At 53.2% G+C, this 18,703-nt stretch carries 18 protein-coding genes; 11 read left to right on the forward strand and 7 right to left on the reverse strand.

All coding sequences use genetic code 11. The features are described 5' to 3' along the window. Positions 1–19: 19 nt before the first annotated feature. Complete coding sequence (erpA, locus tag LCD46_04025) at positions 20–364, forward strand: iron-sulfur cluster insertion protein ErpA (protein UOY71511.1); 345 nt, start codon at positions 20–22, stop codon at positions 362–364. Positions 365–403: 39 nt separating this feature from the next. Here the strand turns inward: erpA and LCD46_04030 are convergent, their stop codons facing one another. From LCD46_04030 to mtnN, 3 genes are read right to left on the reverse strand one after another with little or no spacing between them, the layout of a single operon-like run. Continuing rightward, entirely contained in the window at positions 404–1,027 is a 624-nt protein-coding gene (locus LCD46_04030) for a TRIC cation channel family protein (GenBank protein ID UOY71512.1), read from the reverse strand. A 27-nt stretch (positions 1,028–1,054) separates the two neighbouring features. Next, positions 1,055–1,855 (reverse strand): vitamin B12 ABC transporter substrate-binding protein BtuF, encoded by an 801-nt coding sequence (gene btuF / locus LCD46_04035; GenBank protein ID UOY71513.1) that lies wholly within the window; start codon positions 1,853–1,855, stop codon positions 1,055–1,057. After that, positions 1,848–2,546 (reverse strand): 5'-methylthioadenosine/S-adenosylhomocysteine nucleosidase, encoded by a 699-nt coding sequence (mtnN, locus tag LCD46_04040; protein ID UOY71514.1) that lies wholly within the window; start codon positions 2,544–2,546, stop codon positions 1,848–1,850. Before mtnN ends, btuF begins: the two co-directional genes overlap by 8 nt. 83 nt (positions 2,547–2,629) lie before the next feature. On the opposite strand from mtnN, the gene dgt reads away from it, so the two are divergent. The 3 genes from dgt to LCD46_04055 all read left to right on the forward strand — a co-directional run bounded on the left by dgt (position 2,630) and on the right by LCD46_04055 (position 7,016). After that, complete coding sequence (dgt, locus tag LCD46_04045; protein ID UOY71515.1) at positions 2,630–4,144, forward strand: dGTPase; 1,515 nt, start codon at positions 2,630–2,632, stop codon at positions 4,142–4,144. 131 nt (positions 4,145–4,275) lie between these two features. Beyond that, positions 4,276–5,712 (forward strand): serine endoprotease DegP, encoded by a 1,437-nt coding sequence (gene degP / locus LCD46_04050; protein ID UOY71516.1) that lies wholly within the window; start codon positions 4,276–4,278, stop codon positions 5,710–5,712. Between the two features lie 146 nt (positions 5,713–5,858). Then, the gene (locus tag LCD46_04055) at positions 5,859–7,016 is read left to right on the forward strand and encodes a CdaR family transcriptional regulator (GenBank protein ID UOY71517.1); all 1,158 of its coding nucleotides are present in this window, start codon (positions 5,859–5,861) and stop codon (positions 7,014–7,016) included. Between the two features lie 59 nt (positions 7,017–7,075). On the opposite strand, the gene LCD46_04060 is transcribed toward LCD46_04055, so the two are convergent. From LCD46_04060 to map, 4 genes are all read right to left on the reverse strand, one after another. Further along, positions 7,076–7,465: a DUF3461 family protein gene (locus tag LCD46_04060; GenBank protein ID UOY71518.1), complete on the reverse strand. Its 390-nt coding sequence runs from the start codon at positions 7,463–7,465 to the stop codon at positions 7,076–7,078. A 111-nt stretch (positions 7,466–7,576) separates the two neighbouring features. Continuing rightward, positions 7,577–8,401 (reverse strand): 2,3,4,5-tetrahydropyridine-2,6-dicarboxylate N-succinyltransferase, encoded by an 825-nt coding sequence (gene dapD, locus LCD46_04065; protein ID UOY71519.1) that lies wholly within the window; start codon positions 8,399–8,401, stop codon positions 7,577–7,579. 32 nt (positions 8,402–8,433) lie between these two features. After that, positions 8,434–11,109, reverse strand: a complete 2,676-nt coding sequence (gene glnD, locus LCD46_04070; GenBank protein ID UOY71520.1) for a bifunctional uridylyltransferase/uridylyl-removing protein GlnD — start codon at positions 11,107–11,109, stop codon at positions 8,434–8,436. A 63-nt stretch (positions 11,110–11,172) separates the two neighbouring features. Beyond that, positions 11,173–11,967: a type I methionyl aminopeptidase gene (gene map, locus LCD46_04075; protein ID UOY71521.1), complete on the reverse strand. Its 795-nt coding sequence runs from the start codon at positions 11,965–11,967 to the stop codon at positions 11,173–11,175. Between the two features lie 321 nt (positions 11,968–12,288). On the opposite strand from map, the gene rpsB reads away from it, so the two are divergent. The 7 genes from rpsB to cdsA all read left to right on the forward strand — a co-directional run bounded on the left by rpsB (position 12,289) and on the right by cdsA (position 18,694). Beyond that, complete coding sequence (gene rpsB, locus LCD46_04080; GenBank protein UOY71522.1) at positions 12,289–13,014, forward strand: 30S ribosomal protein S2; 726 nt, start codon at positions 12,289–12,291, stop codon at positions 13,012–13,014. 117 nt (positions 13,015–13,131) lie between these two features. Then, positions 13,132–13,983, forward strand: coding sequence for a translation elongation factor Ts (gene tsf, locus LCD46_04085; GenBank protein UOY71523.1), 852 nt, complete (start codon positions 13,132–13,134; stop codon positions 13,981–13,983). Positions 13,984–14,133: 150 nt separating this feature from the next. After that, entirely contained in the window at positions 14,134–14,859 is a 726-nt protein-coding gene (gene pyrH, locus LCD46_04090; GenBank protein UOY71524.1) for a UMP kinase, read from the forward strand. 167 nt (positions 14,860–15,026) lie between these two features. Beyond that, entirely contained in the window at positions 15,027–15,584 is a 558-nt protein-coding gene (gene frr / locus LCD46_04095; GenBank protein ID UOY71525.1) for a ribosome recycling factor, read from the forward strand. Between the two features lie 95 nt (positions 15,585–15,679). Then, positions 15,680–16,879: a 1-deoxy-D-xylulose-5-phosphate reductoisomerase gene (ispC, locus tag LCD46_04100; GenBank protein UOY71526.1), complete on the forward strand. Its 1,200-nt coding sequence runs from the start codon at positions 15,680–15,682 to the stop codon at positions 16,877–16,879. Between the two features lie 186 nt (positions 16,880–17,065). Then, entirely contained in the window at positions 17,066–17,824 is a 759-nt protein-coding gene (gene ispU, locus LCD46_04105; protein UOY71527.1) for a (2E,6E)-farnesyl-diphosphate-specific ditrans,polycis-undecaprenyl-diphosphate synthase, read from the forward strand. A gap of 12 nt (positions 17,825–17,836) precedes the next feature. Next, positions 17,837–18,694 carry a phosphatidate cytidylyltransferase gene (gene cdsA, locus LCD46_04110; GenBank protein ID UOY71528.1) on the forward strand — a complete coding sequence of 286 codons (858 nt, stop codon included), beginning with the start codon at positions 17,837–17,839 and terminating at the stop codon, positions 18,692–18,694. The last annotated feature ends 9 nt before the right edge of the window (positions 18,695–18,703 follow it).

Raw genomic sequence — 18,703 nt, forward strand, 5'->3', positions numbered from 1 at the left:
GTATTCATGGGAGCATAAGATGAGTGATGACGTAGCGCTGCCGCTGGAATTTACCGAAGCAGCAGCCAACAAAGTGAAAACCCTGATTGCCGATGAAGACAATCCGGATCTGAAACTGCGTGTCTATATTACCGGTGGCGGCTGCAGCGGCTTCCAGTATGGTTTTACCTTTGACGACCAGGTTAACGATGGCGATATGACTATCGAGAAGCAGGGCGTTGCGCTGGTGGTTGACCCGATGAGCCTGCAATATCTGGTAGGCGGTTCGGTGGATTACACTGAAGGTCTGGAAGGTTCACGCTTTGTTGTGACCAACCCGAACGCAACCAGCACCTGCGGATGTGGTTCGTCGTTCAGCATCTGATGACCAAAAAACGGTAACCTGGCGGTTACCGTTTTGCTTTTACCTTCCGTTATCATCCAGCGCAAACGTCGGCAGCTTCAGATGCCAGCGTATCGCCGCTAAACGTATTCCCAACGTCACCACCATGCCCAGCATAGCAGCGTTTTCCAGCGGAACAGCAAAGGTGTAGTACGCCGTGGCGTGAACAATCCCGCCAATAATGCAGGCCGTAGCATAGATTTCGGTACGCAGAATCATCGGCACTTCACGCGCCAGAATATCGCGAATGATCCCGCCGCCGACGCCGGTTAAGACCCCCATGCAGATTGCCACCATCGGGCCTGTTCCCGCATTGAAGGCTTTATTGACCCCAATACCCACAAACACGGCCAGGCCGACGGCGTCCAGCACCGGAAGTATCCATTTTGGTAATCTGCGGGGCTGACGCACCAGGACGATGGTTAACAGGCAGGTAACCATCGCCACCACCAGGTCGGTGGGATCTTTTACCCAAAACACGGGGCCATTCGCCAGCGCCATATCGCGGATAGTCCCGCCGCCAACGGCGGTCACAACGCCCAGTACCAGCACGCCAAACGGATCCATGCGTAGTTTCCCGGCCAGCAGGACACCGGAGATAGCAAAAACGGCTGTGCCAAGAATATCCAGCCAATAGACGAGCATCGTTAAATCCTCGAACAGGGTCTTATGTTAGTGACTCTCTGCCAGCGCGGCACAGAGCTGTTTTGCGGCGAGGATAATACGCGGGCTGGCGCGTTCAAACCAGTCACTGTTGAGTGGGATCACCGGAATTTTTAGCTGGTTTCGCCAGAATTGTTCAATTTTAGGAATCTCGCTCGCATTTCCGACCACGACAATCGCCTGTGGCTGGCGTGCCAGTACCTGTTCTCGGCTGACCTGAGGCCACGGTACCCGGCTGGCAGCAAAGATATTTTCACCGCCGCAAACTTCCAACACCTGATTCTGAATTGAGCCTTTACCGGTGGTGAACAGCGGCTGGCTACCAAACTGCAGGAAGATGCGCTTTTTAACTGGAGTGTCGTATCGCGATTTTAGCGCGGCATAGTCGCTGAGCATCTGTTTCGCCGCGCTCTCGGCTTTTTTGGGCGTTGGGCTATAAGGGGCGAGAGAGCGTAGCGCCTGAGCGACTTGTTCAATGCTCACGGCATCAATCCACATGACGTTGATCCCAAGCGAGGTGAGCTGGTTGACCTGCCGCTCGGCATTACCGCCACGCCACGCCAGCACCAGATCCGGTTTAAGTGCGACGATGCGCTCAAGGTTCATTCCCTGCCAGGTCGCAACCTGTTCAATACCTGCCGCTTGCGGGGGGTAATCTGAAAAGCTACTTACGCCAACGGGCGTGATCCCGGCGGCAAATGCCAGTTCGGTGTTGGCGGGAGAGAGTGTAATCACGCGCGGCACAGCATAGAGCCATACCGGCGTAAGCAGAAGCAGGGCGGCCAGCGCCCTGACGGTATGTTTAGCCACGTGCCAGTTTCTGCACCAGGCGTTCCACCATCACGGTGGACTGTTTTGCCGCAACGGTCAGGAACTCGTCGAAGCTGATGTGAGACTGCTGATCTGCCACGTCAGAGATGGCGCGAACCACCACGAACGGTACGTTGAAGTTATGGCAAACGTGAGCGATCGCGGTCGCTTCCATCTCAACGGCAACGGCCTGCGGGAAGTTATGGCGGATTTTTGCCAGGCCAACAGAACCATTGATGAAGGCATCACCGCTCACAATCAGACCACGCACAGCGTTGAGGTTCAGCTCGGCAATGCAGGTTTCTGCCGCCGCAATCAGTTTATCGTCAGCTTTAAACCCTGCCGGGCAACCCGGGAGCTGGCCGTACTCATAGCCGAATGCGGTGACGTCAGCATCGTGGTAACGTGCTTCGTCGGAGACGACGATATCACCTACTTTCAGCGACGGTGCCAGACCGCCCGCAGAGCCGGTATTAACGATCACGTCTGGCTTGCAGCGCTCAAGCAACAGGGTTGCACCCAGTGCAGCAGCCACTTTACCGATGCCTGATTTCAGCAGAGCCACGTCAACACCGTTCAGTTGGCCGGTGTAGATCTCACAACCCCCCAGAGAGAGCGTCTGACGGTTCTCAATTTTGTCACGCAGCAGCGTAACTTCTTCTTCCATTGCACCAATAATGCCGATTTTCATAGATTTACTCGCGATGTGCCTTGTTAAGATGCATAGTCTATCATGGGCTTTAGTGGAAGCGCATTTCTCACGCGGGGGAGCACATGGCGCAGATCGATTTTCGCACCAAAATTAACTGGCACCGACGTTTCCGTTCGCCGCAGGGCGACAAGACCGAACATGAGATCCTGCGTATCTTCGAAAGCGATCGCGGGCGGATCATTAACTCGCCCGCCATCCGTCGTCTGCAGCAAAAGACTCAGGTATTTCCGCTTGAACGTAACGCTGCAGTGCGCACTCGCTTAACCCACTCAATGGAAGTGCAGCAGGTTGGCCGTTACATTGCCAAAGAGATTTTGAGCCGTCTCAAAGAGCAACGTTTGCTGGAAACCTATGGGCTGGACGAACTGACAGGCCCCTTTGAGAGCATCGTTGAGATGGCCTGCCTGATGCATGACATCGGCAACCCGCCGTTTGGTCACTTTGGTGAAGCGGCAATCAATGACTGGTTTAAACAACGACTTTACCCTTCGGATGCGGTAAGCCAGCCGCTTAGTGATGACCGCTGCATCGTACGCGATCTACGCCTGCGCGAAGGCGAAGAGGGGCTGAACGATCTGCGTCGCAAAGTGCGCCAGGATCTGTGTCACTTCGAAGGTAATGCGCAGGGGATCAGACTGGTCCATTCCCTGATGCGTATGAACCTGACCTGGGCACAGGTCGGCTGTATCCTGAAATATACGCGTCCTGCCTGGTGGATGGGAGAGACGCCCGCATCCCACAGCTATTTGATGAAAAAGCCGGGCTATTACCTTTCTGAAGAAGCCTATATTGAACGGCTACGTAAAGAACTTTCATTGACGCCAAACGGCCGTTTTCCATTAACCTGGATTATGGAAGCCGCAGACGATATTTCCTATTGTGTTGCCGACCTGGAAGATGCCGTTGAGAAAAGAATATTCAGCGTCGAGGAGCTTTATCAGCATCTTTATACTGCCTGGGGAAAGCATGAAAAAGGGTCGCTGTTTGCTCAGGTTGTCGAAAATGCCTGGGAGAAATCGCGCTCAAATACGTTAAGCCGCAGCACGGAAGATCAGTTCTTTATGTATTTACGGGTCAATACACTAAATAAACTGGTGCCGTATGCCGCGTCGCGTTTTATTGATAATTTGCCGCTAATTTTCAGCGGGGAATTCAATCACGCGCTGCTGGAAGATGACAGCAGTTTCAGTCAACTCCTTGAGCTTTATAAGCATGTGGCAATGCGACATGTATTTAGCCATCCGGATGTCGAACAGCTAGAGCTACAGGGATACCGGGTGATCAGTGGGTTACTGGAAATTTACTCTCCATTGCTTCAGTTATCGGTCGATGAGTTCAGTGAACTGGTGGAAAAAGAACGCGTGCGTGGAATACCCATCGAATCCCGCCTTTATCAGAAACTCTCAACCCGTCATCGGCTGGCGTATGTTGAAGCGGTCGGTAAGCTGGATCGCCATTCTCCCCAATGGCCAGTGATGGAATATTATTATCGCTGTCGTCTTATCCAGGACTATATCAGCGGTATGACAGATTTGTATGCCTGGGATGAATACCGCAAGCTCATGGCTGTGGAATAAACGCTGAGTTTTGTAAAGACGGCCAATAAATTTTTACCTTTTCCATAAACTTATCGCCGGAACTAAGCGGTATAAAACGAATCTGAGTTACACAGCAATTATGCGTTACCTGTAAATCGAGATTGAGAAACATGAAAAAAACCACATTAGCAATGAGTGCACTGGCTCTGAGTTTAGGTTTAGCGCTGTCTCCTCTGACGGCTACGGCAGCCGAGACCGCGTCGTCGTCAGCAACCGCGCAGCAGATGCCAAGCCTGGCACCGATGCTCGAAAAAGTGATGCCATCGGTGGTGAGTATTAACGTTGAGGGCAGCACGACCGTCAACACGCCGCGTATGCCGCGTAACTTCCAGCAGTTCTTTGGTGACAACTCACCATTCTGCCAGGACGGTTCGCCATTCCAGAGTTCTCCGTTCTGTCAGGGCGGTGGCGCTGGGGATGACAGCCAGGGCGGCGGCCAGCAGCAGAAATTCATGGCGCTTGGTTCTGGGGTGATTATTGATGCGGCGAAAGGCTACGTGGTGACGAACAACCACGTTGTTGATAACGCCAGCACCATTAAAGTTCAGCTGAGCGACGGCCGTAAATTCGATGCAAAAGTCGTGGGTAAAGATCCGCGCTCTGATATCGCGCTGATCCAGATTCAGGATCCGAAAAACCTGACGGCGATTAAAATTGCCGACTCCGACGCGCTGCGCGTGGGTGACTACACTGTGGCGATCGGTAACCCGTTCGGTTTGGGTGAAACCGTCACCTCGGGTATCGTCTCCGCTCTTGGTCGCAGCGGTCTGAATGCGGAAAACTACGAAAACTTCATCCAGACGGATGCGGCGATCAACCGCGGTAATTCCGGCGGTGCGCTGGTTAACCTGAACGGTGAACTGATCGGGATCAACACCGCGATCCTGGCCCCGGACGGTGGCAACATCGGCATCGGCTTTGCTATTCCAAGTAACATGGTGAAAAACCTGACCGCGCAGATGGTGCAGTACGGCCAGGTGAAACGCGGTGAGCTCGGTATCCTCGGTACGGAACTGAACTCCGAACTGGCTAAGGCGATGAAAGTTGACGCTCAGCGTGGGGCATTCGTCAGCCAGGTGATGCCGAACTCCTCTGCGGCAAAAGCGGGTATTAAAGCGGGGGATGTGATCACCTCTCTGAACGGTAAACCGATCAGCAGCTTTGCCGCCCTGCGTGCGGAAGTGGGCTCTATGCCGATTGGCAGCAAAGTGACCCTTGGCCTGCTGCGTGACGGTAAGCCGGTTAATGTGAGCCTGGAACTGCAGCAGAGCAGCCAGAATCAGGTGGATTCCAGCACCATCTTCAGCGGTATTGAAGGTGCCGAGATGAGCAATAAAGGTGCGGATAAAGGTGTGGTGGTGAACAACGTGAAAGCGAATTCACCGGCTGCACGTATCGGCCTGAAAAAAGGTGATGTCATCATGGGTGCTAACCAGCAGCCGGTGAAAAACATTGCTGAACTGCGCAAAATTCTCGACAGCAAGCCTTCCGTGCTGGCGCTGAATATCCAGCGTGGGGATACCTCTCTCTACCTGCTGATGCAGTAATCCTCTAAAGCCCCTGTACGCAGGGGCTTTCTCGTTTCTGTGACTCTTACCACAACTCCATATATCTTCCTCTCTCTTTGTGCATTCGCACAATGCAGCCGCCGCTGAACTTCCCTATGCTTGAGCTCTGCTCAGAGGAGGGTTACATGGCTGGCTGGCACCTTGATACCAAAATGGCGCAGGATATTGTGGCGCGCACCATGCGAATCATTGATACCAATATCAACGTAATGGATGCTCGTGGGCGCATTATTGGTAGCGGCGATCGTGAGCGTATTGGTGAATTGCACGAAGGTGCGTTGCTGGTGCTCTCCCAGGGGCGGGTCGTGGATATCGACGATGCGGTAGCGAAACACCTGCACGGCGTCCGTCAGGGCATTAATTTGCCGCTGCGCCTTGAAGGCGAGATTGTGGGGGTAATTGGCCTGACAGGCGAGCCGGAGTCCCTGCGTAAATACGGCGAGCTGGTCTGCATGACGGCAGAGATGATGCTGGAACAGTCGCGCCTGATGCACCTGCTCGCCCAGGACAGCCGCCTGCGTGAAGAGCTGGTGATGAATCTGATCCAGGCGGAAGAACACACGCCGGCACTGAGCGAATGGGCGCAGCGTCTGGGGATTGATCTGAACCAGCCGCGTGTGGTGGCGGTGATTGAGGTCGATAGCGGCCAGCTTGGGGTCGACAGTGCGATGGTTGAGCTGCAGCAGCTACAAAATGCGCTGGCGACGCCGGAGCGCGATAACCTGGTGGCAATTGTGTCTCTGACGGAAATGGTGGTGCTCAAACCGGCGCTCAATGCATTCGGCCGCTGGGATGCGGACGATCATCGTCGTCGCGTGGAGCTGCTGATCTCCCGGATGAAGGAAAATGGTCAACTGCGTTTTCGCGTTGCGCTGGGCAATTACTTTACCGGACCGGGCAGCATTGCCCGCTCCTGGCGTACTGCACGCACCACCATGATGGTGGGCAAGCAGCGGATGCCGGAAAGCCGCAGTTATTTTTATCAGGATCTGATGCTGCCGGTGCTGCTCGACAGCCTGCGCGGGGGCTGGCAGGCTAATGAGCTGGCACGGCCATTAGCGCGCCTGAAGGCCATGGACAGCAATGGCTTACTGCGCCGGACGCTACAGGCGTGGTTTCGTCATAATGTGCAGCCGCTGGCGACCTCGAAAGCGCTGTTTATTCATCGCAATACTCTTGAATATCGGCTTAACCGGATTTCGGAGCTGACGGGGCTGGATTTGGGGAGTTTTGACGACAGACTGCTGCTGTATGTGGCGCTGCAGCTGGATGAGCAGAGATAAGAGTTTCACCCTCTCCCTGTGGGAGAGGGCTGGGGTGAGGGCAACAGGCCGCACCTGACTTATTTATTCCGCGTTAATTTCTCAAGATCCGCTTCAATCTCGCTGATCTTATTCGTCACAACGCTTTCAAGGTGACGCAAATCGTCGAGGATCTTACGCTTGAGATCGACTTCAGTGCGGTCGCGCTGGCAGATCTGATCGAGTTCATCGATCACGTAGCGCAGGTTAGGGCTGATTTCCTGAACTTCTTTGTACCCTTGTCCTACACCGTCAGCGACGACGGTTTTACGCTGGCGTGGATATTTAAACTTCACGCTCTTGGCGAAAAACTCTCCTTTGTCCTTGTGAAAATAGATTTTCAGAATATCGTTATTGGCTTCCTGACGGAGGCTGTAACGATCAATTTCATCAGGATTGGTAATGCCCAGACTTTTCAGATTATCGTACATAGCGGTACCCTTGATCTCAACATAACCTTTGAATAATTAACGAAAAAATCTATTTTCGCCACCCTCAGATATAAAAAAAGCGGGGTTGCCCCCGCTTTTTGTTATACCCGATTAATCGATGGTGCGCAGCAGTTCGTTGATGCCAACTTTGCCACGAGTTTTCGCATCGACTTTCTTCACGATAACCGCACAGTACAGGCTGTATTTGCCATCTTTTGACGGCAGGTTGCCGGAAACCACCACGGAGCCCGCCGGAACGCGACCGTAATGCACTTCACCGGTTTCACGGTCGTAGATACGGGTGCTTTGGCCGATGTAAACGCCCATGGAGATCACAGAGCCTTCTTCCACGATCACACCTTCAACCACTTCTGAGCGTGCGCCGATGAAGCAGTTGTCTTCGATGATGGTTGGGTTAGCCTGCAGTGGCTCCAGGACGCCACCGATACCGACGCCGCCGGACAGGTGAACGTTCTTACCGATCTGCGCGCAGGAGCCAACGGTAGCCCAGGTATCCACCATGGTACCTTCGTCAACGTAGGCACCGATGTTCACGTAGGATGGCATCAGCACGGTGTTGCGCGCGATAAAAGCACCCTGACGAACTGCCGCTGGTGGAACCACGCGGAAACCTTCTTTCTGGAAACGCGCTTCGTCATAGTCAGCGAATTTCATTGGCACTTTATCGAAGTAGCGGCTTTCAGCTCCGTCGATAACCTGGTTATCGTTGATACGGAAAGAGAGCAGCACGGCTTTCTTCAGCCATTGATGAGTGACCCACTGACCGTCGATTTTTTCTGCCACACGCAATGCGCCGGAATCCAGCAGGGAAATAACCTGGTTTACCGCTTCACGGGTCACGGTATCCACATTGGCCGGGGTGATCTCGGCGCGACGCTCAAAAGCGGACTCAATAACGTTCTGTAACTGCTGCATTGTTTACTCTTTCCATTTCACTAAAAAACACGTCACCCTTTATCGTTTGGATTGAGGGCTGCTGTCAACCGTTGTTGCACTTCAAGTTGCAGGTCATTATTAAGGGCACGCCGGTCTGCGGTGGCGATTATAAATAAATCTTCTACTCGCTCGCCAATGGTTGTAATTCTGGCCCCGTGAAGCGAAATTCCCAGATCGGCAAAAACCTGGCCGACACGGGCGAGCAGCCCTGGCTGGTCGAGCGCGATCAGCTCCAGGAACGATTTACGGTCGGTGTGGGTCGGCAGGAAATTGACCTCGGTATCGACGGTAAAGTGGCGTAATTTTGCAGGTTGACGACGCGGCTGAGGAGGTTGCCAGCTGCGCTGGGTGATGGCCTGTTCCAGACCGAAGCGTATTCCTTCGTGCCTGTCCGACGACAGCGGGCTGCCGTCCGGTTCCAGCACAATGAAGGTATCCATCGCCATGCCGTCGCGGGTGGTAAAAATCTGTGCGTCGTGAACGCTCAGATTACGCCTGTCCAGTTCGGCGCAGACGGCGGCAAACAGATAAGGTCGGTCCGGGCTCCAGATGAAAATCTCCGTGCCACCGCGCGTGGCTTGCGGACTGAGGAGGATCATCGGCTGCGACAAATCATGTTGCAGCAGATGCCGCGCATGCCAGGCAAGCTGATTTGGGCTGTGGCGAACAAAATAGTTAGCACGGCAGCGCGCCCAAATTTGATGCAGTGCCTCTTCATCAATGTTATCCATCCGCAGCAGAGCCAGTGCCTGCAACTGGTGGTGGCGCACACGCTCGCGCATGTCCGGGGTATTTTGCATCCCGCGGCGCAGCTGTTTTTCGGTGGCAAAGTACAGCTCGCGAAGCAGGCTTTGCTTCCAGCTGTTCCACAACGTCTCGTTGGTGGCACAAATATCCGCCACCGTCAGGCAGACCAGATAACGCAGACGGTTTTCCGTTTGCACCTCTTCCGCGAACTGCTTGATCACTTCAGGATCCTGAATATCACGACGCTGTGCGGTGACCGACATCAGCAGGTGATGGCGTACCAGCCAGGCGACCAGCTGTGTTTCACGTGAGTTCAGACCGTGCAGTTCAGCAAATTTGAGCACGTCCTGGGCACCCAGCACCGAATGGTCACCGCCGCGACCTTTGGCAATATCGTGGAACAGGGCAGCAATCAGGATCAATTCCGGATGAGTAAGGCGCGGCCACAATTCCACGCACAGCGGATGGCGAGATCGCGTCTCTTCGCTGGCAAAGCTCTCCAGCTTGAGCATCACGCGGATCGTGTGTTCATCTACCGTGTAGGCGTGGAACAGATCGAACTGCATCTGCCCGACAATGTGTGACCACTGCGGCATATAGGCCCACAGCACGCTGTGGCGGTGCATCGGCAGCAAGCCGCGGCTGACGGCCCCCGGGTGGCGGAGCATGCTCAGGAACAGCGAACGCGCTTCCGGGATATAGCACAGCGGCTGCGTCAAATGGCGGCGCGCATGGCGCAGATGGCGCAGAGTGGTGGAGTAGATCCCGGTGATCGCGCTGTTACGCACCATGGTGTAAAACATGCGCAGGATCGCTTCCGGTTCGCGGATAAATAACGTTTCGTCGCGCAGGTCGATAAGGGTGCCGCGCAGCTGGAACTCGTCGTCGATAGGGCGGGGCTTTTCATCTGCCGTCAGGGCCAGAATTGCCTCATCGAATAGCTGCAACAGCATCTGGTTCAGTTCGGTAACGCGGCGGGTGACGCGGAAGAAATCCTTCATCATGTGTTCAACCGGCTCGTTGCCTTCGCCCTGGTAATTCAGACGTTGAGCTACGCTGAGCTGACGGTCAAACAGCAAGCGGTTATCGTAGCGATTAAGCTCCAGATGCAGGGCAAAGCGAATGCGCCACAGCAGGTGCAGACACTCATTTAATTCGTTACGCTCGGCTTCGGTTAAAAAGCCAAAGCCCACCATCTCATCCAGCGAGGTCGCGCCGAAGTGGCGACGGGCCACCCACTGCAGGGTGTGGATGTCGCGCAGACCGCCGGGGCTGCTTTTGATATCAGGCTCCAGATTATAGCTGGTGCCGTGGTAGCGCTGGTGGCGCTGGTTTTGTTCCTCAACCTTCGCGGCGAAGAACTTTTCTGACGGCCAGAAACCGTCACTGAAAATATGTTTTTGTAGCTCCAGAAACAGCGCCACGTCGCCTATCAACAGGCGGGTTTCAATCAGGTTGGTGGCGACGGTCAGGTCAGATAACCCTTCCAGCAGGCACTCTTCAAGAGTGCGTACGCTGTGGCCGACTTCCAGCTTCACATCCCAGAGCAGGGTCAGTAGTTCGCCAATTTTTTGAGCCTGTTCGTCCGGCAGTTTTTTGCGACTTAAGATCAGTAAATCAATGTCGGAAAGCGGATGCAGCTCACCGCGGCCATAGCCCCCAACGGCAACCAGTGCAACGTCACTGATTTGCCCAAAACCGTAATCGATCCACAGGCGCTGCAGCAACTGGTCGATAAATTCGGTGCGCGCTTCAATGAGCTGCTCGGCTGATACGCCTGCGTCGAACGCACTACCCAGCCAGCGATGGAAAACATCCATATGGGCTTTAATATGCGCGCAGGTCAGCTCGTGCGACGGCCATACGCCCGGGTTATCGGGCTGATCGGGGAGGGTGGGAAGTGCTGTGTTAGCATACTGTTCGGGTAAAAGATTACTCATCGTGCGCCACCCATAAGAAAAAGCTATAGCCATTAAAAAAGCCGGCATTTGCCGGCTTTTTTATCATTCATCGTGCGTCAGTATCGCCGGGATAGTGTCATCCTTGCGCAACGTCATAATTTCGCAGCCGTTGTCTGTTACCACAATAGTATGCTCGTACTGCGCAGACAAGCTTCTGTCTTTGGTTTTCACCGTCCAGCCATCTTTCATGGTGCGGATGCGGTAGTCACCGGCGTTGACCATCGGCTCGATGGTGAAGGTCATGCCTTTTTGCAGCACTACGCCGCCATCATCTGCATCATAGTGCAGAACCTGCGGTTCTTCGTGGAACACACGGCCAATGCCGTGACCGCAGTATTCGCGAACGACGGAGAACCCTTCCGCTTCCACGAACTTCTGAATCGCGGCACCAATGGTACGCAGGCGAATACCCGGTTTCACCATTTTCAGCGCCAGGTAGAGGCTCTCTTGCGTCACTTTACACAGACGCTCGCCCAGAATGGTTGGCTTGCCAACGATGAACATCTTAGAGGTGTCACCGTGGTAGTCATCTTTAATGACCGTCACGTCGATGTTGACGATGTCGCCATCTTTGAGCAGTTTTTCGTTGTCCGGAATACCGTGGCAAACCACTTCATTAATAGAAATGCAGACGGATTTCGGGAAACCGTGGTAGCCGAGGCAGGCGGATACCGCATGCTGCTCGTTCACAATATAGTCGTTACAGATGCGGTCCAGTTCACCGGTGCTGACGCCCGGCTTCACGAACGGCTCGATCATTTCCAGCACTTCCGCGGCCAGACGACCGGCGACGCGCATCTTTTCAATTTCTTCAGGTGTCTTAATAGAGATAGCCATGTAATCTGTCCATCGGTGTCGATTTTTTCGACAATACTAGTCTAAGTGTCGCCAATGGTATCAGTCAGGCACACCTCGTGCCAAATTGAGAATCATTAACAGCACACTCCGCCAACAACTGTTGGTTTCTGGTCGTGTTTTGTGGTATAAAGCGCGCCGGACTTCCGATCCATCTCAGATACACAAGCTGGACGGAAGCGACAAATCTCACTTTGTGTAACAACACACACGTATCGGCACATATTCCGGGGTGCCCTTCGGGGTCGGTAATATGGGATACGTGGAGGCATAACCCCAACTTTCAATATAGAGGTTTTAAACATGGCAACTGTTTCCATGCGCGACATGCTCAAGGCTGGTGTTCACTTTGGTCACCAGACCCGTTACTGGAACCCGAAAATGAAGCCTTTCATCTTCGGCGCACGTAACAAAGTTCACATCATCAACCTTGAGAAAACTGTACCAATGTTCAACGAAGCCCTGGCTGAGCTGAACAAGATCTCTTCCCGTAAAGGTAAGATTCTGTTCGTTGGTACTAAGCGCGCTGCAAGCGAAGCTGTGAAAGATGCTGCTAACAGCTGCGACCAGTTCTTCGTGAACCATCGCTGGTTGGGCGGCATGCTGACTAACTGGAAAACTGTTCGTCAGTCAATCAAACGCCTGAAAGATCTGGAAACCCAGTCTCAGGACGGTACTTTCGACAAGCTGACTAAGAAAGAAGCGCTGATGCGCACTCGTGAGCTGGACAAGCTGGAAAACAGCCTGGGCGGTATCAAAGATATGGGCGGCCTGCCAGACGCGCTGTTCGTAATCGATGCAGACCACGAGCACATCGCAATCAAAGAAGCTAACAACCTGGGTATCCCGGTATTCGCTATCGTTGATACCAACTCCGATCCGGACGGTGTTGACTTCGTTATCCCGGGTAACGACGACGCAATCCGTGCTGTTAGCCTGTACCTGAGCGCTGTAGCTGCTACCGTTCGTGAAGGCCGTTCCCAGGATCTGGCTTCTCAGGCGGAAGAAAGCTTCGTAGAAGCTGAATAATAAGGTTTCACCCCTTATTAGTACCGTGTATGAATAGGGGCCCATTATCGGCCCCTTTTTTCAATTTACACTGTTTGGCCGCAGGCCGGGCAGTTCACATCTCCCGAGGATTTAAGAATGGCTGAAATTACCGCATCCCTGGTAAAAGAGCTGCGCGAGCGTACTGGCGCAGGCATGATGGATTGCAAAAAAGCGCTGACTGAAGCGAACGGCGACATCGAGCTGGCAATCGAAAACATGCGTAAATCCGGTGCGATCAAAGCAGCTAAAAAAGCAGGCAACGTTGCTGCTGACGGCGTGATCATCACTAAAATCGACGGCACTTACGGCATCATTCTGGAAGTTAACTGCCAGACTGACTTCGTTGCTAAAGATGGTGGTTTCCAGGCATTTGCTAACAAAGTTCTGGACGCTGCAGTTGCTGGCAAAATCACTGACGTTGAAGTTCTGAAAGCACAGTTCGAAGAAGAACGTGTTGCGCTGGTTGCTAAAATCGGTGAGAACATCAACATCCGTCGTGTTGCTTCTCTGGAAGGTGACGTTCTGGGCTCTTACCAGCACGGTGCGCGTATCGGCGTTCTGGTTGCTGCTAAAGGTGCTGACGAAGAGCTGGTTAAACAGCTGGCTATGCACATCGCTGCAAGCAAACCAGAATTCGTTAAGCCAGAAGACGTGTCTGCTGAAGTGGTAGAGAAAGAGTACCAGGTTCAGCTGGACATCGCGATGCAGTCTGGTAAACCAAAAGAAATCGCAGAGAAAATGGTTGAAGGCCGCATGAAGAAATTCACCGGCGAAGTTTCTCTGACTGGCCAGCCATTCGTAATGGATCCAAGCAAGTCTGTTGCTCAGCTGCTGAAAGAGCACAACGCTGACGTAACTGGCTTCATCCGCTTCGAAGTGGGCGAAGGCATCGAGAAAGTTGAGACTGACTTCGCAGCAGAAGTTGCTGCAATGTCCAAGCAGTCTTAATGATTGAAAAGGAGCCGCCTGAGGGCGGCTTCTTTTTGTCACCCGTCACAGGAAATCAGACAGGCTCCAGTATCGCTGTGCTGATTTGCGGCATATCATGTCGCCAGAATTAACCCCCATCTTAATCGTTGACAGTCTCAGGAAAGAAACATGGCTACCAATGCAAAACCCGTGTACAAACGCATTCTGCTTAAGCTGAGTGGCGAAGCGCTGCAGGGATCGGAAGGCTTCGGTATTGACGCAAGCATCCTTGATCGCATGGCACAGGAAATCAAAGAACTGGTCGAACTGGGTATCCAGGTTGGCGTGGTCATTGGCGGTGGCAACCTTTTCCGTGGTGCTGGTCTGGCGAAAGCGGGGATGAACCGCGTTGTGGGCGACCACATGGGTATGCTGGCAACCGTCATGAATGGCCTGGCAATGCGTGATGCACTGCATCGCGCCTATGTGAATGCCCGCCTGATGTCCGCGATTCCACTGAATGGCGTATGCGATAATTACAGCTGGGCAGAAGCGATTAGCCTGCTGCGCAACAACCGCGTGGTGATCCTCTCCGCCGGTACGGGTAACCCGTTCTTTACAACCGATTCCGCTGCCTGCCTGCGCGGTATCGAGATCGAAGCCGATGTGGTACTGAAAGCGACCAAAGTAGACGGCGTGTTTACTGCCGACCCGGCAAAAGATCCTTCTGCCACCATGTACGATCAGCTGAGCTACAGCGAAGTGCTGGATAAAGAGCTGAAAGTGATGGATCTTGCCGCCTTCACGCTGGCTCGCGACCACAAACTGCCGATCCGTGTCTTCAACATGAACAAGCCAGGCGCACTGCGTCGCGTGGTCATGGGTGAAAAAGAAGGCACTTTGATCACGGAATAATTTCCGTTGACGCTAAATACAGGTAAGATTCCGCTTTATTTTGTAGTGGTATCTTACCCGGGCGCGCCTTTGGCGTTGTCATGAATTAAACGCGACTATACTTAGCACACCTGTAGCGCTGTGCTGGCGGATAGTCTGCCTGAGACAAGTTTTCAAGGATTCGTAACGTGATTAACGACATCAGAAAAGATGCTGAAGTACGCATGGAAAAATGCGTAGAAGCGTTCAAAACCCAAATCAGCAAAATCCGTACTGGCCGTGCTTCCCCAAGCCTGCTGGATGGCATCATCGTAGAATACTACGGTACGCCAACCCCTCTGCGTCAGCTGGCAAGCGTGACGGTTGAAGATACCCGTACGCTGAAAATCAACGTATTCGATCGTTCTATGGGCCCGGCCGTTGAGAAAGCGATCATGGCGTCTGACCTCGGTCTGAACCCAAGCTCTGCGGGCGCTGATATCCGCGTTCCACTTCCTCCGCTGACGGAAGAGCGTCGTAAAGACCTGATCAAAGTCGTTCGTGGCGAAGCTGAGCAGGGTCGCGTTTCCGTTCGTAACGTACGTCGCGACGCGAACGATAAAGTCAAAGCGCTGCTGAAAGAAAAAGAGATCAGTGAAGATGACGATCGTCGTTCACAGGACGATGTTCAGAAAATGACTGATGCTGCCATCAAGAAAATTGATGCGGCGCTGGCAGATAAAGAAGCGGAACTGATGCAGTTCTGATTTCTGTCGTACACTGATAAACGCCGTTCAGAGGGACTTCGGGTCTTGCTGGCGGCGTTTTGCTTTTATCTGGTCTAACTTTTTTCGGGCATCTCATGAAGCATTTAACACTCCTCGGCTCAACCGGCTCTATCGGTTGCAGTACTCTCGACGTCGTTCGCCATAATCCTGAACTTTACACCGTGACAGCGCTGGTGGCCGGTAAGAATGTGCAGCGAATGGTCGAGCAGTGCCTGGAGTTTTCACCCCGCTATGCGGTGATGGATGACGAAGAGAGTGCGCGTCTGCTGAAAGTGCAACTGCGTGAAAAGGGCTGTCGAACTGAGGTTCTGAGTGGACAACAGGCAGCTTGTGAGATGACTGCGCTGGATGAGGTTGACCAGGTTATGGCGGCCATCGTCGGGGCGGCTGGGCTGTTGCCAACACTTGCCGCAATTGATGCCGGTAAGGATGTTCTGCTAGCCAATAAAGAGTCTCTGGTTACCTGCGGACGTTTGTTTATGGAAGCGGTGAAGCAGCGCGGGGCGCGTCTTTTACCGGTCGATAGCGAGCACAACGCGATTTTTCAGAGTTTACCGCAACCTTTTCAACAGAACCTGGGGTACGCTGACCTTGAGCAGAATGGTGTGGTGTCTATTCTGCTTACCGGGTCTGGTGGCCCGTTCCGCGAAACGCCACTGTCTGAACTGAGCGCAATGACGCCGGATCAGGCGTGCCGTCATCCGAACTGGTCAATGGGGCGTAAAATCTCCGTTGACTCTGCCACCATGATGAATAAAGGTCTGGAATACATTGAAGCGCGCTGGCTGTTTAATGCGTCAGCGAAACAGATGGAAGTACTGATCCACCCGCAATCGGTGATTCACTCGATGGTGCGCTATCAGGATGGCAGTGTGCTGGCACAGTTGGGCGAGCCGGATATGCGTACGCCAATTGCCCATTCAATGGCGTGGCCAAATCGAGTGAAATCTGGCGTGAAGCCGCTTGATTTCTGCAAGTTAAGTTCTTTGACATTTAGCGAACCAGATTACGATCGCTATCCGTGTCTGAAGCTTGCGATGCATGCCTTTGACCAGGGGCAGGCGGCGACGACGGCACTGAATGCAGCTAATGAAATTACCGTTGAGGCATTTTTGAATCAGCAGATCCGTTTTACCGATATTGCAGTGTTGAATTTATCGGTACTGGAAATGATGGATTTGCGTGAACCACAAAGTGTGGAAGAGGTGCTGGCGGTAGATACAGCGGCTCGTGATATTGCGCGTAAACAAGTGACACGTCCCGCAAGCTGGTGATAAAGCAAGCACTAGTCGTCGTGCTATTTGTTAGCGTTGGGCTTCAGTGATATAGTCTGCGCCACCTGATCGCAGGTATTTGACTTAATGTGGTCAGGTAAGCCGTGGTTTGACACGGCTTTTTTATGTATAGGCTTCAGTATTCCTGAGTACCGTTAAATCCTTTTCAGGGACAAAAAACGCGTTATGTTGTCTGCGAATCAACCAATAAGCGAAAACTTGCCAGCTCATGGCTGTCGTCATGTAGCAATCATTATGGATGGCAACGGCCGCTGGGCGAAAAGACAAGGGAAGATACGAGCCTTTGGGCATAAAGCTGGGGCGAAATCTGTTCGCCGCGCCGTTTCTTTTGCCGCCAATAACGGCATTGATGCGTTAACGCTCTATGCTTTTAGCAGTGAAAACTGGAATCGACCTCCGCAGGAAGTAACCGCGTTGATGGAATTGTTTGTGTGGGCGCTCGACAGCGAAGTAAAAAGCCTGCACCGCCACAACGTCCGCCTGCGTATCATTGGCGATACCAGTCGTTTTAACTCACGTTTGCAGGAACGGATTCGTAAAGCAGAAGCGCTGACTGAGAATAATACGGGTCTGACGCTCAATATTGCGGCGAATTACGGCGGACGCTGGGATATTATCCAGGGCGTTCGGCATCTTGCCGAACAGGTTCAGGAAGGGCTGTTGAGACCCGACCAAATTGATGAAGAGGCGCTGAACAAGCAAATCTGCATGAATGAACAGGCACCTGTGGATTTGGTAATTAGGACAGGGGGGGAACATCGCATAAGTAACTTTTTGATATGGCAAATTGCCTATGCCGAACTTTACTTTACGGATGTTCTTTGGCCCGATTTTGATGAACAAGACTTTGAAGGTGCGCTGCATGCCTTTGCCAATCGAGAGCGTCGTTTCGGCGGCACCGAGCCTGGTGGCGACAAAGCCTGATGGGGGTAGCTTTTGCTGAAGTATCGCCTGATTTCCGCTTTTGTATTAATACCCATTGTCATTGCGGCGCTGTTTTTACTGCCCCCAGTGGGATTCGCTATTGTTACGCTGGTGGTCTGTATGCTCGCCGCGTGGGAATGGGGACAGTTTAGCGGCTTTACCTCACGCAGTCAGCGAGTATGGCTTGCGGTACTCTGTGGCTTTATCCTGGCCATAATGCTGTTTACGTTGCCTGAATATCATCATGATATTCATCAACCGCTGGTTGCTGGTTCCCTGTGGGTATCGCTGGCCTGGTGGGTTGCTGCTCTGCTGCTGGTGCTTTTCTACCCCGGCTCTGCGGCAATCTGGCGTAATTCAAAAGTGCTGCGGCTTATTTTTGGTTTGCTCACGATTGTTCCATTTTTCTGGGGTATGGTCGCACTGCGTGCCTGGCACTATGACGAAAACCACTACAGCGGCGCGATCTGGCTGCTTTATGTGATGATTCTCGTTTGGGGGGCTGACTCCGGGGCCTATATGTTTGGTAAACTGTTTGGCAAACATAAACTGGCGCCGAAGGTTTCCCCGGGTAAAACCTGGCAAGGCTTCATCGGTGGCTTGTTTACGGCAGCGATTATCTCCTGGGGCTACGGCGTCTGGGCGAATCTGGAAGTGGCACCGTCAATACTGCTGGTGTGCTCGATTTTTGCTGCGCTTGCCTCAGTGCTCGGTGATTTAACCGAGAGTATGTTTAAGCGTGAAGCAGGGATTAAGGACAGCGGACACCTGATTCCAGGGCATGGCGGTATACTGGATCGCATTGATAGCCTGACAGCGGCTGTTCCGGTATTTGCTTGCTTGCTTTTACTGGTATTTGGGACGATTTAACGGAAGGTT

This window comes from Enterobacter ludwigii, assembly GCA_023023105.1.
GTDB lineage: Bacteria > Pseudomonadota > Gammaproteobacteria > Enterobacterales > Enterobacteriaceae > Enterobacter > Enterobacter adelaidei.